The sequence below is a fragment of the Candidatus Methanoperedens sp. genome (assembly GCA_027460525.1).
Taxonomy (GTDB): Archaea; Halobacteriota; Methanosarcinia; order Methanosarcinales; family Methanoperedenaceae; genus Methanoperedens.
The window spans coordinates 17,638-32,394 of the sequence record JAPZAS010000026.1; the positions used below are offsets into that span (position 1 = coordinate 17,638).

The 14,757-nt window shown below is 42.8% G+C and carries 16 protein-coding genes; 11 read left to right on the forward strand and 5 right to left on the reverse strand.

Annotated elements, in window-relative coordinates; genetic code table 11:
- Positions 1 to 44 precede the first annotated feature (44 nt).
- The 3 genes from O8C68_09220 to O8C68_09230 are packed head-to-tail and all read left to right on the forward strand — an operon-like array spanning position 45 to position 4,454.
- Complete coding sequence (locus O8C68_09220) at positions 45 to 2,627, forward strand: DNA-directed DNA polymerase (GenBank protein MCZ7395980.1); 2,583 nt, start codon at positions 45 to 47, stop codon at positions 2,625 to 2,627.
- 10 nt (positions 2,628 to 2,637) lie between these two features.
- The gene (locus tag O8C68_09225) at positions 2,638 to 3,498 is read left to right on the forward strand and encodes an ARMT1-like domain-containing protein (protein ID MCZ7395981.1); all 861 of its coding nucleotides are present in this window, start codon (positions 2,638 to 2,640) and stop codon (positions 3,496 to 3,498) included.
- Between the two features lie 53 nt (positions 3,499 to 3,551).
- Positions 3,552 to 4,454, forward strand: a complete 903-nt coding sequence (locus O8C68_09230; GenBank protein MCZ7395982.1) for a hypothetical protein — start codon at positions 3,552 to 3,554, stop codon at positions 4,452 to 4,454.
- Here O8C68_09230 and O8C68_09235 read toward each other — a convergent pair.
- The 3 genes from O8C68_09235 to O8C68_09245 form a co-directional block, all read right to left on the reverse strand.
- Positions 4,441 to 4,947 (reverse strand): transposase, encoded by a 507-nt coding sequence (locus O8C68_09235; protein MCZ7395983.1) that lies wholly within the window; start codon positions 4,945 to 4,947, stop codon positions 4,441 to 4,443. The two genes, O8C68_09230 and O8C68_09235, sit on opposite strands and share 14 nt — an antisense overlap.
- Positions 4,948 to 4,955: 8 nt before the next feature.
- Complete coding sequence (locus O8C68_09240; GenBank protein MCZ7395984.1) at positions 4,956 to 5,612, reverse strand: helix-turn-helix domain-containing protein; 657 nt, start codon at positions 5,610 to 5,612, stop codon at positions 4,956 to 4,958.
- Positions 5,613 to 5,720: 108 nt separating this feature from the next.
- On the reverse strand, positions 5,721 to 5,888 hold the full coding sequence (locus O8C68_09245) for a hypothetical protein (GenBank protein MCZ7395985.1): 168 nt from the start codon (positions 5,886 to 5,888) through the stop codon (positions 5,721 to 5,723).
- 421 nt (positions 5,889 to 6,309) lie between these two features.
- Here O8C68_09245 and O8C68_09250 point away from each other — a divergent pair, with 421 nt between their 5' ends.
- From O8C68_09250 to O8C68_09270, 5 genes are all read left to right on the forward strand, one after another.
- Complete coding sequence (locus tag O8C68_09250) at positions 6,310 to 6,765, forward strand: hypothetical protein (protein ID MCZ7395986.1); 456 nt, start codon at positions 6,310 to 6,312, stop codon at positions 6,763 to 6,765.
- 128 nt (positions 6,766 to 6,893) lie between these two features.
- Positions 6,894 to 7,799, forward strand: a complete 906-nt coding sequence (locus O8C68_09255; protein ID MCZ7395987.1) for a cytochrome P460 family protein — start codon at positions 6,894 to 6,896, stop codon at positions 7,797 to 7,799.
- A 230-nt stretch (positions 7,800 to 8,029) separates the two neighbouring features.
- Positions 8,030 to 8,575, forward strand: coding sequence for a RimK/LysX family protein (locus O8C68_09260; GenBank protein MCZ7395988.1), 546 nt, complete (start codon positions 8,030 to 8,032; stop codon positions 8,573 to 8,575).
- A 6-nt stretch (positions 8,576 to 8,581) separates the two neighbouring features.
- Positions 8,582 to 9,367: an ABC transporter ATP-binding protein gene (locus O8C68_09265; GenBank protein ID MCZ7395989.1), complete on the forward strand. Its 786-nt coding sequence runs from the start codon at positions 8,582 to 8,584 to the stop codon at positions 9,365 to 9,367.
- Positions 9,355 to 10,581: a SufD family Fe-S cluster assembly protein gene (locus O8C68_09270; protein ID MCZ7395990.1), complete on the forward strand. Its 1,227-nt coding sequence runs from the start codon at positions 9,355 to 9,357 to the stop codon at positions 10,579 to 10,581. Before O8C68_09265 ends, O8C68_09270 begins: the two co-directional genes overlap by 13 nt.
- A 36-nt stretch (positions 10,582 to 10,617) precedes the next feature.
- On the opposite strand, the gene ade is transcribed toward O8C68_09270, so the two are convergent.
- Positions 10,618 to 12,378: an adenine deaminase gene (gene ade, locus O8C68_09275; GenBank protein MCZ7395991.1), complete on the reverse strand. Its 1,761-nt coding sequence runs from the start codon at positions 12,376 to 12,378 to the stop codon at positions 10,618 to 10,620.
- 162 nt (positions 12,379 to 12,540) lie between these two features.
- Here ade and O8C68_09280 point away from each other — a divergent pair, with 162 nt between their 5' ends.
- Both O8C68_09280 and O8C68_09285 read left to right on the forward strand, forming a co-directional pair.
- Positions 12,541 to 12,825, forward strand: coding sequence for a GYD domain-containing protein (locus O8C68_09280; GenBank protein ID MCZ7395992.1), 285 nt, complete (start codon positions 12,541 to 12,543; stop codon positions 12,823 to 12,825).
- Between the two features lie 46 nt (positions 12,826 to 12,871).
- On the forward strand, positions 12,872 to 13,618 hold the full coding sequence (locus O8C68_09285; protein MCZ7395993.1) for a radical SAM protein: 747 nt from the start codon (positions 12,872 to 12,874) through the stop codon (positions 13,616 to 13,618).
- Between the two features lie 130 nt (positions 13,619 to 13,748).
- Here O8C68_09285 and O8C68_09290 read toward each other — a convergent pair whose 3' ends face one another.
- Positions 13,749 to 13,955: a hypothetical protein gene (locus tag O8C68_09290; GenBank protein ID MCZ7395994.1), complete on the reverse strand. Its 207-nt coding sequence runs from the start codon at positions 13,953 to 13,955 to the stop codon at positions 13,749 to 13,751.
- A 15-nt stretch (positions 13,956 to 13,970) separates the two neighbouring features.
- On the opposite strand from O8C68_09290, the gene O8C68_09295 reads away from it, so the two are divergent.
- Entirely contained in the window at positions 13,971 to 14,732 is a 762-nt protein-coding gene (locus O8C68_09295; GenBank protein ID MCZ7395995.1) for an alpha/beta fold hydrolase, read from the forward strand.
- The last annotated feature ends 25 nt before the right edge of the window (positions 14,733 to 14,757 follow it).

The window sequence follows — 14,757 nt, forward strand, 5'->3', positions numbered from 1 at the left end:
GACTTAAAGAAACCTATAAAGGGATTAAATCGAATCTAACCAGCATGAACTTCCAGATTCTCGATGCCGACTATACATACAGGGACGGAAAGCCTGTTGTCAGGCTTTATGGGAGGGACGAATCTGGAAACAGCGTTTGCTGCTCTGTGCCTGATTTTGAGCCGTATTTTTATGCAAAAGCCGAGCCTGAAATGACAGTAATTCTGCAGGAGAAGTTCAAGGAACATATAAAAAGGATTGAACCTGTTTTGCGATACGAACCAATAGGTTATTTTAAAAATCCCGTTCCCATGCTCAAGGTCATCCTTTTTGACCCCAAAGGCGTGCCCGTGATACGTGATGAGGTAAGAAAAACGGTTGGTGAAGTGTATGAGACAGACATACTATTCCGGAACAGGTACATGATAGATTACGGGCTTGGGGGCATGGGCTGGGCGAGCGCCGAGGCGGCGCAGGATTCGATTGATACCAATACCCTGAGCAGCATAAGGATAACCTCAAGAAATGTCAAGCCTGCGGATATTCTTAAAAACGCCCCGCTTCGCAACTTAGCCTTTGATATAGAGTGCCTTCCCCTGGATGGCGCTATGCCGGCTCCGGAGAAATCGCCAATAATCCTGATGAGTCTTGCCTTTGAGCCTGATTTCAATGGCAAAAAGACACTTGTACTTGTTGGAAAAAGGGTGGGTATGGACGGGAATACGGAGAGCTGCGGCAGCGAAGAGGCGATGGTTAAGCGTTTTTTTGAAATTATCAGGGAATACGACCCTGACATACTTGTGGGATACAACTCCAACGGTTTTGATATTCCTTATATTGTGGAGAGGATAAAGACCCTCAATAAGAAAGGAGCCAAGATAGAGCCGCTCATGGGCAGGGATGGGAAGACCGTATATTATAAGAAATTCGGCAACACAACACGGGTAAGCGTTATGGGGCGAATCACGGTGGATGTGCTGCCGCTGCTTCGCAGGGAATTTTCCCTTAAACAGTACACCCTCAGGAATGCGGCAAAGGAACTGCTTGGAGCTGAGAAGCTTGACATTCCTTTCCTTGAAATGGAGTCATACTGGAAAGATGATGGTGAGAAACTTTCGAAATTCATCGAATATGCACGTCGCGACTCTGAGCTTGCCCTTCTTTTCCTTATGAAACTTCGCCTCATCGACAAGTATATTGCTCTTGCAAGAGCCAGCGGAACACTGCTCCAGGACATACTCGACGGCGGACAGACCCAGATGGTGGAGAATATCATCCTTCGCGAGTACATGAAGCACGACCGCGTGCTGCCAGCTAAACCAACCGGCGAGATGTCGGATGAGCGGTTTGACGAAGGGGAGGAACTGGCAGGCGGGGAAGTGCTGCCTCCAAAAAAAGGGCTTCTTGAGAATATCGTGATACTTGACTACAAATCGCTCTACCCGACAATAATGATGGCGCACAATCTATGTTATACCACCGAGGTGGTGGATGAGAGACCTGATGATGTTATAAAGGCGCCTTCAGGCGGTGTTTATGTCTCACAGAAAGTGGTAAAAGGAATCGTGCCTGCCATTCTTGAGGACCTTCTTTCCAGGAGGCAGGCAACGCGTGAAAAAATGAAGACCGCAAATGAGGAGGAATACCGCGTGCTCGATGCCACGCAGCTTGCGCTCAAAATCCTTCTCAACAGCTTCTATGGCTATTCCGGATATGCAAGGGCGCGGCTTTACAGTTTAACCCTTGCAAGCGCTGTCACAAGTTTCGGGCGCGAGAATATCCTTCGCACGAAGAGCCTTATCGAAGATGAGATAAAGGAAATAATTCTGAAGGATGGCGAAGCATTTACAAAGCATGAGGCAAAAGAAGGAAAACCAATCGGTTTATCAGTGGTTTATGGAGATACTGACAGCGTTTTTGTGAATCTCCTTGAGAAGGAAATAACGCTTGACGATGCGGAACTTGTGGGGGGCAGGATTGCCGAAATCGTAACATCTTCACTGTTGAAGCCAATGGAACTTGTATTTGACTCGTTCGGGAGACGCGCCATTTTCATAGCCAAAAAGCGATATGCTGTGCTTGTATGGGAAAGATCTAAAGAAGGGGTGAAAGAGAAACTTCGTGTCAAGGGCATGGAGACGGTTCGCCGCGACTGGTGTGAACTTACCACAAAGACCGTGGAAAAGGTTCTCGAGCTTGTGCTGAAGGAAGGGAAAGTGGATGAGGCGGTTGAACTTGTAAAGAACACCATCGACAGCATCCGTGATATCGATGCAAGAAAGCATCCCGAGCTGTTTGACAAACTGATTTTAACACGGCAGTACACCAAAAAACCTGAGAGCTACAGGAGCAGGCAGCCGCATATAACAGTGGTGGATAAATTGAAAAAGCGGGGGATAATCGCAAACGTTGGCGACAGGATACCTTTTGTCATACTCGCCGGGAATGGGTTATTCGTGGAAAGGGCAGAGGACCCCGAATATGCAAGGGAGAAAAATTTGCTTCTTGATGTTGATTATTACATCACCAAGCAGATACTTCCGCCTGTGGAGCGCATACTGGCTGATTTCGGCGAGCATGGGGAAAAGTTAAGGGTGATGAGGGAACAAAGTACTCAGAGAGGGCAGCGCTCATTATTCGAATTCTAGGAGAAAAAAATTGAAGATTCACCCACGATGCGCACCGTGCCTGCTATCCAGAGTGCAGTTCGAGGCAGAGCTTTCCACGAAAGACTTAGCCCTTCAAAAGAAAGCCGTGCTTGCAGGAATCGAGGTGCTGAGGAAATATCTTGTTGACGGCGCGCCCGCGACACACCTCAGCACCAAGATTCACAGGGAAGCGTACAGGGTGCTGGGGGATATCGACCCTTATAGAGAGAAAAAGCGGCAGAGCAACGAAGCTGCAAAAAAACTGCTGCCTCTTGCAAGGGACTTCGTGTCACGAGAGGACTCATTCAGGCGCGCCGTGCTTGCAGCCATTGTGGGCAACTCGTTTGATTTCGGGGTTCTGGGGTTCGATGCAGATAAGGCAATCGCAAAAGATGCGATGCTCGGGCAGTTTGAGCACGGGCTTGATGTGGACGACACCGAAAGGATGAAATCGCTGCTTGGGAATGTGGTGTACCTCGCGGATAACTGCGGTGAAATCGTATTCGACACCCTGTTGTTCGAGGAGATACGAAAGCTCGGAGGAAGAATAACCCTCGTGGTCAGGGGCGCGCCCATCCTCAACGATGTTACCATGAAAGAGGTAATGGAACTCGGGCTTGACAAAAAGGTGGACAGGGTTCTCACCACAGGCTCGAATGCAATCGGGTTGTGCCTGAAAGAGGCGCCGTCCGAGCTTGTTGAGGCGCTCGGGAATGCCTCGCTTATTATCAGTAAGGGAATGGCTAACTACGAGACGATGTCTGAATATAATTTCAAGCCCATAGCGTATCTTCTGAAGACCAAATGCGAGTCGGTGGCTGAGGCGATGGGGCTTGAAAGGAACATGAATGTGGCGAGGGTGGAGGAGTAGAAAATAAAGTTATGAAACAATTATTAATATTATAAAGTAGTCTACACAATGAAATGGATATTTTAGACATAATAACAACAATACTTCCAAAAGATATTCTTCCGCAGATTATTGCCTATGGGTTATTCTACTTTCTATTAATTTTTTATGGAAGCACACAATGGAAAAATTATTCGAGTTTTGAGAAGGTTGTTTTTTCGGTGATTTCAGGAGGTGTTGTTTGGTACTTTCTTATTGTTCCGATTTCTTTTTTTTTGACATGGTTAAAGTTATTCCAAAATGAATTGCCTGAGATAAAATATAACGACTTATACCCTAACGGTTTATATCTATTTTATTTAATATTGATATATCTATTGGTATGGAGATTAATATTCAATAATAAACCATTAAGGGACAATAATACATTCTTCAATTTTACAAAATATTCAATAATATCAATTGTAATAGTTCTCTTATTAGCTAATTACACATTACTTGCAGCTTTTCTTTTCTCAGAATACCAAGAATATATAACGTATATACAGACATCAATAATTCTTTCTTTAGGTATAATTATTTTATTTTATCCGATTTTTTTATCATTATATGGAGAAAAAATCATCCCACATTCTCAAATCGATGATATGTTAGCTTCTATAAAATCAACGACATGCTCGTTGAAAACTATTATATCCAGAAACAGAACCAAGTTTAAATGGGCGTTATTCCTTGTTTTTATAATTATATTAATAACTGCGGCTTTGATAGGAATTTATTTTTTAAAAACAACCACTCAGATATCAGAAGAAAAACCTCAAATGCTGGTTATTGATTCTATTTTTATCACTCGCCAAAATGTTAATCTTTCTGGATATCTTTTTGTTTGGCAAAACTATACCATAAAATTTGGATTAATACCTTATGCAAAAATTAAACCAAATATATCTTTTAAATACGCCTTCAACTTGAATTAAGCTCTTTTTCAAGGAATGCACTAACTGTATAAATTGCCTCTAAAGGTGATTGAAAATCGCTATTATCCAAAACTTCAACCTGGATTCTAGAAAAAATGCGTTCAATTGAATTCATCCATGATGAGCACGAAGGTAATGGAATAAGATGCAATCTTGGATTCAATGCTGCAAAAGTTTTTACAGCATGCGATTTATGAACACTCCATCCATCCAGGATTATGTAGATATCTTCTTTGTGAAAAATCGTATTCAGTAACCATTCCAAATAATCAATGAAAATATAGGCATTCTTCCAATCATAGAATCTATAGTAGATTCGTTTATTATGAGGATCCCATGCAGCAAAAATATCCACAAGACCTTTTACCTTCTGTGCATAGGGAATTCTGTAATGTTTATCATTAGTCCATTTTCTTCCTGAAAATTTCTTGATAGGAGTTTTTCCTTTTTCGTCAAAAGATAAAACAACGCTATTGGGCGGTGGAGATGCTATGAGCTTATCTATAACGAGTTTTTTTTATCGAATTCTTTATCATTGCTATACTGAAAGCGTTTACTCTTCTTGATTCTCATTCCTTCGGATTTCATCAAACGTCGTACACTTTCAATAGATATTGATTTTACAATCGATTCGTTGAGATAATAATCACATAATTTTGAGAGGCTCCATGTCGTGAAATGCAAACCAAGCTTATTAGGCTCTGTAGAGGCTGCTTTCAGCATCTTTGCTTTCTGTTCATCTGTGAATTTTATTGAGGCACCTTTTGCTTTTCCCCTTTCAAGTGCAGCCAAGCTTTTTTTGTTAAAGCTGATGATTGCATTTCTTACTTTCCTTACATCGCAATTCGTTTTTTCTGAAATTTGTTTTGAAGATTTTTTTTCTGATGAAAAAAGTAAAATTTTTGCCCTATCACGTTTGAAAGAGTCGCCAGATTTCGTTAATTTTTTGAGGATTTCATGTTCTTCTTGCGTAAGTTCTCTGACAAAAATGGAAGCATTTGATTTTCTTGACTTTTCAGACTTTCCGGTCTTATAAACTGGTTCGACGGGACCCAAATACTCAACATTGACATGAACTACTTTGTCTCCTTTCCTCACACTTCTTCTTAGATATTTATACTGTTTGCCTTTGATTGTTTTTATTTCTATGAAAGCCATAATCCTCTTAATTTAGGGTACACATTATATATGGAAATTATTCTATTTATAACTATCTATAGACTGAATATGCGTGATAAAATATAAGTTAAAATAAAAATACTATTATCAGTTAGATACCGTACTTAATATTACAGAAACCTCATGCCTGCGGTCAAGTATTTCTCTAATGGACTGCCTATCGTTGCGGCGCTCGCTTTCCACCTGCCTCAAAGTCGACACGCTGGCTTTCCTTGCATCTTTTTTTCCACTTAAAACAAATTGTCTGCGCTGCATCAAATACTACTACTACTACTTTCTATTTAAACATGTATGTGATGAATGAGTAGATATTTTGTTAGTCCGTTTTTCCTGCTCTGCATGCGTTTTCAGTCAGTTTTCAAGGCATCAAACTTTTGCCTGGCTTGAAATGAAACAGGTTTTTAGAAATTTTTTGGTTTGACAAGATATTCTTTTACTCTGATTTCAAAAATCTATTTGATGAATTACCCTTAATAACTGCTGCTGTATCCGCCCCTCTGCCTGTTCCAGCCACTGCGATAATGTCTGATGATTCTAGGCCTGCAGATCGAATTTCTCTCAGACCGTATTTGGAGTTGGAATGATTTTCTTTCGTTTCATTATGCTGTATAATCAGGACAATGGGAAACATTCATTTGCTGCCCGGCGCTTTAGTTGAGTTGGTCGATGGCGGGGAATGAAACCCTGCGAAACTATGGATCTTCTTACCCAAGGTGTTTCAATTTTGGCGGTTATTGCGGCTCGGGTAGCCCCAATTGTTTTGATTATGGTGACTTTCATATTCCTGCTCCACAGAGCCAATAAGCGAAGGATTGTGTTCATCAAAGAGAAGTTCTACGAGCCCACCAAAAAACCTGTAGACAGCGAATGGGGAATAAGGATTCTCTACCCCAATAGACCTATTGAGAAGTGTATCATTTTGTATAACAACACACCCCTCCCATGGTGGGATAACGACATGCCTTATTATGAAAGAAGAATTGAACCAAATAGTAGCGGGATTGTGCGGGTTCCAAAAGCGATTCAAAAGGATGGCGCAAAAGTTAGATTTAAAAATGGTAAGAAAACCCTGTTGAAAGTCAAATTTGAGCATCTACATAATGCGAAGCCCTATGAATCAAACATCGGTTAACCCAGCCAAACATCTTTACTCAGGTGCATGCAAGACACTTCGGGTGCAGGGCGTCCTGGATGCGAGGTGAACCCACCAAAATCCTTTAATATAGTGATGGTCAATGTTATTTCTAGGAGTGCAGCAGGATGGCTGATGGTTATCTGAAGGAGGAAATGAACAATATGCTTAAAAAATCGAATCGTGTTAAAGGTATTATAAGTTCCATTGCTATTGTTCTATTCATAATAATATCTGGCTGCGTAAGTACGCACCCACAGGTTATGCCGGCCACATCAACGGCAACACCGGCGCAAGGCCCTGCACCAAAGATCGATCGCGTGGGCTTCCCTGAAGATTATCAGACAAACTTCAAGCTATTTTATGTGTTCGACATAAAAGAGCATAAACGGGTGCTTGTGGTTTACGCCAATGATAATGCTTCCTCGATCAAACTTGGTCAGCCATTTCCTTACGGCAGCATCCTGGCAATGGAGACTTATAGCGCCAGGCAGGATGCGCAGGGCAACGTGCTGACAGATGCTAATGGGCACTATTTACGCGACCAGCTTCAAGGAATTATCGTGATGCGTAAGGAAATAGGGTTTGGCGTGGACTATCAAAACCTGCGTAATGACGAGTGGGAATATGTAGCATATCGCCCGAATAAGACCTACCTCGTCCCGCCGCAGAACACTTCTGCATGTGCAGGGTGCCACCTGGCTGCCATATATAAGGACTTTGTTTTCCGGGGCAACCTGTACTTCGTTCCAGGTAAGTACGGCGCCTCGCCCATTGCAGGCCCGAACGAAGTTTTCATTTCTTCAATGGGGTTCAGCCCGGCTACGCTGCAGGTTAAAACCGGAACTACAATCAGGTGGACGAATTATGATGTGATAGCACACTCTGTAGTCGCGAACGACCAGTCATTCGTTTCTGCTGTACTTAATCCTGGAGACTCTTTCAATCTGACATTTAGCAAGGCCGGGACATTCGAGTACGTTTGCGGGGTTCATCCCCAGCTGATGAAAGCCCAAATTGAGGTTAAGGAGTAAAACCCCGATACCTCATGCTGTTAAAATGTGCTTTCAATGAGAACAGAAAGCCTTCTATAGCATTGGTGAATTTTCTATAATCGCAGCAAACAAATGTAGGCATAGCGTTCACTCGTTAAACTTCATGTAAAGGCGATTTGCTGCGATCTGGAAGACCAGGATGTTCCTCCCTGTCATTCAAAGCTGACACTTGCGAGCTTTATATGAACTGAACAAACAATATAAAATATATGGACATAGAACATCTCAAGAAGGCAATAGACTTCACAAACGCGGAGAAAAAGCTGATCTTGGGTTTTGACATAACTGCTGATGCATTTATCCCGCTTTTGCTCTCGTTAAGAGATGGCGGGGACTGGAGTTATTCGGCAGAAAACATCAGGACGATAGCGGTATTGGACAAAACCACTATTTATGATGATATAAAGAAATCGGGGTATTCCCTTGAGGAGATATACCTTTTCATAAATCCAGTTCTTAAAGAGGAAGAGGGGACTGTACACAGGCTTGAAAAATGCGGGGATGAGGATGTAAGAATGCTTGTTGTGCGCCCTTATAAGGTGAAGGTTGGATGCGAGCGCATCATAAAGGCGACTGTTCATCCTCTTAAAAAAGAGATAAAAGTGGAAGACCTCGTACAAAAAGAACTTGTATTTGACGGTTCTACGGCGTATGATATAGCCCATGAGATGGAACACCTGAAGCAAAAAGAAATCAAAGGCGTGAGTTTATGGGAATTTAAATTTTCATCTAACAATGGAGGTAAAAAAAATTGATTACTAATGAAAGATTCAGGGGATAAAGCTCAGGAATCCATAGAGTTAAGCATGATAGAGATAAAGAATTTAACGGTCAGTGTTGAAGACAAAAGAGTACTAAATGATGTGAATCTGCATATCGCGCAGGGGGAGACCATTGTCCTGTTAGGCCCGAACGGTTCCGGAAAGACCTCGCTTTTGAAAACCATAATAGGGATTCCAGAGTACAGAATAGAGTCCGGCAGGATTCTTTTCAGCGGTAAGGACATCACCGAACTCGCCATAGATGAGCGTGCAAAGCTTGGAATCGGCATAGCCTTCCAGCGACCCCCGGCGGTCAGAGGTGTGAAGCTGAGGGAAATGCTCCGCATCTGTATGGAGAAAAGAGGAGAATTCAAGGAAGAAAAAATCAATGAGTTTTCCCGAAAACTAAACTTCCTCAATTGTCTGGACAGGGATATCAATCTGGGCTTTTCAGGCGGGGAGATCAAGCGCTCTGAACTCCTCCAGTTGTTGGCTCAGAATCCTGATTTTATAATGCTTGATGAACCAGATTCTGGTGTGGATCTGGTGAATATTAATTTAGTGGGCAAGGTAATAAATGAGCTGCTTGAAAAGGAGAAAATAGCAAGCAAGAGAACCAAAGCAGGACTGATTATAACCCATGCCGGATATATCCTTGATTATGTGAATGCTGACAGAGGTTGTATCATGCTGAACGGTACTGTGATCTGCTCCGGGAATCCCAGGGACCTTTTAGAGGATATAAGAACTAAAGGTTATGAGGGGTGTGTAAGATGTCTGCGGTAGATGTTAGAGAGAGGGCAAAAAAAGCAGAGAAGAAACCCTCTGCTGTTGGTCCGGATATTGATCTCAATGCTTTTTTTGCAGAAGCAAAAGAGCATGGTAAGGTTCAAGGATTAAAGGAACTATCTGGTGAGGTTAAAGAAAAAGCCATAAGTGTAGGTATTGATTCAGAAGAGGCTTGCAGGTCGGGATCATTTTTTCAGATGGATCACTCGGTTCTATTATCCTCTGCCTTTCAAAGTGGCATTGAGGTGATGAGCAGCACTGACGCGCTTAAAAAATATGACTGGCTCTCGGACTACTGGTGGAAGGCTGTAAACGTGGATGCAGACAAATATACAGCACAGGCTGAGCTAAAACAAAACCATGGATATTTTTTGAGAGCGCTGCCCGGGACAAAGGTAGAATTTCCTCTACAGGCATGTCTCTACATGACCCAGGAAGGCTTGGCACAGAACGTACATAATATAATAATTGCCGAGGAAGGCTCCGAGCTTCACATCATAACCGGCTGCACAACAGCCCCACGCGTGAGAAAAGGTCTGCATATCGGTGTTTCAGAGTTTTATGTGAAGAAGAACGCATTGGTCACTTTTACAATGATCCATAACTGGGCGCAGGACGTGGAGGTAAGACCGAGGACAGGTACAATCGTTGAAGAAAATGGTGTATTTCTGAGCAACTATGTTTGCATGAAGCCTGTAAAAACCCTGCAGATGTATCCAACAGCCTACTGTGTGGGTGAGAATGCGACGGTGAGATACAATACTATTTTATTCGCAAGAGAAGGCTCGAATATGGATGTAGGCGGAAGGGTTTTCTTGAGAGCAAAGGGTAGCAGGGCTGAGCTTGTTGCAAGGGCTATAACCAAAGGAGGGGATATAGTTACAAGAGGTCATTTGATAGGCGAGGTTCCGGGAATTAAGGCGCATCTTGAGTGTCGAGGGCTTATACTCTCAGAAAAGGGAAGGATTCATGCAATTCCTGAACTTGAAGGCAAGGTAAGTGGTGTTGATATGTCCCACGAGGCGGCGGTCGGCAAGATTGCAGAGGAGGAGATTCAGTATCTGATGGCAAGGGGTCTGAACAGCGATGAGGCAACATCCGCTATAGTAAGGGGGTTTCTGGACGTCGAAATAAAGGGCATCCCGGAGCACCTGAAGAGGGAAATAAGAAAGGCGGTCAGTATGGGAGAAAAGGAAGAGCGCCTCCTGTGAGTATACTTTTTAATCGTTAATTCGAATTAATGCTAGTCACTGGTCTTGAAAATCAGTCGAATTTAAGTGCCTCGGGTTACCTGTAAGGACTGGAATTATTTTAAAAGCCTCCACATCAACCAACCCTTTGTCTGTTATCTTGAGGGATGGAATAACAGGCAAGGAAAGGAATGACATCTGGATGAAAGGTGCGTCAAGTTTGCATCCCATCTTTTTGAGCATGCTGTGCAGTTCTTTTAGTTTTTCATCGACTTCTGATGCACTTTCGGTGCTGAGAATACCCGCAAAAGGAAGATGAAGGAAATTTATCACCCTATCTTTTGCTATCACTATTCCTCCCTGCAATTCTCTAATTTTATTCGCACAAAGCGCCATATCCTCGAAATTCGTGCCTACAAGAATGACGTTGTGCGAGTCATGAGCAATACTCTGCCCGATTGCGCCTTCTTCCATGCCGAAGCCGCGGACAAAACCACGGCCTATATTTCCCGATTTTCCGTGACGTTCAATCACAGCTATGGCGAGGATATCGCGGTTTATATCAGGCAGGAGAGCCTGTTCCTTTGTTTTTAATATCTCAATACCCTTTTTTGTGATAAGCTGACCAGGCACTATTTCTATTACGCGAGCCGATATGGTTCTTTTCTTGGATTTGATTGTCAGGTCATTTGGTTCTATCTTTTTATATTTAACAGTCCTGAAAGCATAGCCAGGATATTTGGTCACTTCTATTTTCGGGTTTATTTTGCCGCATGTTATCACGTCCTTAATCCTGAAAGCCTGTAAATCATCAAGTATTATCAGATTTGCTCTTCTGCCTATGCTCACAGAGCCCACGAGCTGGTCTATTCTGTAATGGCGTGCAGTGTTGAGTGTCGCCATGGAAATCGCCGCAATGGGCTCTATTCCTATTTGGATTGCTTTTCTTACCACTGCGTCCATATACCCTTCTATAAGGTCGCCCGGATGTTTGTCATCACTGACGAAGAAAAAATTTTCGAGGGATATTCTATTGCTGAGCAGTTCAGGGATGAAGTCATCAAGGCTCTTTGCAGCCGAGCCTTCACGAAGCATGATCTTCATACCCAGGCGCGCCTTTTCAAGTGCTTCATCGTATGTTACAGACTCGTGATCGCTTGAGATGCCTGCACACATGTATCCGAACAAATCCCTGCCCCGCATACCCGGACAGTGACCGTCCACCTCAAGTTTTCTTTCAAGAGCTGCTGCAATCTTGCCAAGTTTCTCAGGACTACCACGCAACACCTCAGGGTAATCCATAACCTCACCAAGGCCTACCACATATTTTTCATCCAGAAACTTTTTTGTCTCGTAAAGATCCAGCCTCGCACCCGATGTTTCGAGAGGACTAGAAGGTACACACGATGAGATCGCCACAAAAACATCGATTGGCAGCCTTTTTGCTTCACGCATAATCAACCTGATTCCTCTCGCCCCCAGGATATTGGCAATCTCGTGCGGATCGATCACGATACCAGTTGTCCCGTGGAGGAGCGATTGCTTCGCAAATTGCGTAAGCGTTACCATGCTCGACTCAAAATGCACATGCCCGTCCAACAATCCTGGACATACATAAGCGTTTTTTATATCGAGAACCTCTGTTCTTCCGCCCATCAGTTCAACTACGTCGCCAATACCTGCGATGAACCCTGAATTTATTGCTATGTCACCTTTTGTGATTTCTTTTGTACTAACGTTCACAATCCTGCAATTCTTAAGTACAGTATCAGACTTAATCTTGCCCTCCCCTGCGAATATCTTCTCTCTTAAAAACATAATATTGAGTTATTTTTTATTAGTAAAAATACTTTGCTTACAAAATTCAAAAAAATTATGGCAAAATAATCTCCGATACTAAGTTGGATAAAAATGTAATCAAAGCTTATTTTTATATACAGGAAGAACCTAATTAAAGAATGGGAATTGGAGGTAAAACCTATGGCCAGATATATAATAATCTCAAACCTGACAGATGAAGGTGCCAGGACTCTCAAGAAGAACCCTGGAAGAGTGAAAGAAGTTAATGCCGAGCTCAAAGACATGGGTGTAAATGTGCTGGATCAGTACGCCGTCTTAGGAAATTTTGACTTTTTGACCATCGTAGAAGCGGATGATGAAGCCGTGGTAAGCAAGGCAATTGTTGAAATTTTATCCCGCGGTAGCATCAAAACAGCGACATACAAAGCGTTACCCATCGACGAGTTCATCGAATCACTTAGATGAGCTGACATCCAGCGTACCTTAGCACTCCTCACTGGTGGTTCTACTCATGTTCAATCCTCTTGATCTGGCAGAACTCACCAGAGATATCGTATGCAAGAACAACCAGGGAAAATACTACCGCTTCAGAGCTTCGAGATTCTTCGGTGGGATAGCAACTGCGGACAGTGTAGGTTGCTGCCTGAGATGCCTCTTCTGCTGGTCATGGAATGTGGTTACAAGGCCGCAGGAATGCGGAAACTACTACTCTCCTGAAGAGGTTGCACGAAAACTTATTGCCATCGCAAAACGCAAAAAATTGCGCCAGTTAAGGATAAGCGGAAATGAACCAACTATATGCAGAGAACACCTTATCAGAGTCCTCGAATCAATCCCGAAAGACTATCTATTTATCCTTGAGACAAATGGAATACTCATAGGCAACGATATTACTTACGCAGAGGAACTATCAAGGTTTTCCAATCTTTATGTACGGGTGAGCCTCAAGGGTACATGCGGGGAAGAGTTCTCAAGATTGACAGGTGCGATACCTGAAGGGTTTCAGTTGCAGCTTAAGGCTCTCGAACATCTTATCAAATGCAAGATAATTGTCCATCCCGCGTGCATGATAAGCTTCAGCCCACCTGAAAATATTGCGGCATTGAGAAAGAGATTAAAGGCAATAAACCCCGCATTTGAGAATTTCGAGGTGGAAGAACTCATTCTTTACCCTTCTGTTGAAGAAAAACTGAATAAACTGAAGGCGGATTATATAACATGGCATAGGCCTGAGAGCATACCCGCTGAGCAGATATGAATTACTTACCAGATTTTATGCCGGAAACGTATATTGAGATGCTTGGACGTAATGCTGTTAATAATGGGGGAAAATAATGACCATTAACATGGATAATATCCAAATAACGAGAAGCAAATTTTTCAACGAATTAGAGGGCATTTTTCCTCCTACTGCAGTGGGAAAAACGCCTTGTGAAATAGTAGATGAGGATAGCAGGTTTAATTTTAAGCTCCTTCGATATGGAAAGGAAAAGGATAGCAAGAGAACCTTGCTCCTTGTTCCACATATAATAAACAGACCCTATATCCTTGATCTCAATGATGATATCAGCGTCATAAGAAAGTTCTGTGAACATGGCTTTTCAGTTTATATGTTAGATTGGGGCTATCCCACAATGAAACAAAGAAAAATCTCTTTCTCAGATTATGTAGATTATCTGGACAGGGCTGTGGATTTTATATGTCAAGAGAGAGGGGTTAAACGAATTTCAGTTTTGGGATACTGCACCGGAGGCATAATTTCGCTCATGTACGCCTCTTTACATCCGGAGAAGATGGAAAAGCTTATCCTACTGGCAACTCCGGTGGATTTTTCCAATTGGTATGATCCAAGGATACTGTGGGGAAAGGTGTTTGACGTTCGCAGCACGGTGTCCCTCTTCGGCAACGTGCCCGGTGAGTTAATTCTTCTTTTTGGCCGCAACCTGTTCATGTACTATTTTCCATTTTTCTCGATGAGCGCGGAGTTCAATAAAGAGTTTTTAACTTATGAGTCGTGGCGGGATGCTTTAAGAATAAATAGATGGTTCATTGATACGCCGATGATACCAGGCTCTACCTATATTCAATTCATTGAGGATTGCTACCAGCGAAATTTGCTCATCAATAATAAGATGAGGATCGATTCCCAAATCGTCGACCTGAGAAAAATTCACTGCCCTCTGCTTAACATACTGGCTAAGTATGATCATATTGTTCCTTTAGCAGCAGGTAAAGCGCTGAAAGATGTTTATCCAGAGAAAAGTTATGAAGAGATCGTCTTCCCTTCATCTCACATTGGCCTCTCGGTGAGCAGGGAGGCACATCTGAACCTGTGGCCGAAAGTTTGCGAATGGGTAGCGCGGACCGAGTGACGGCAATGTCAAAGAACCATTTGAA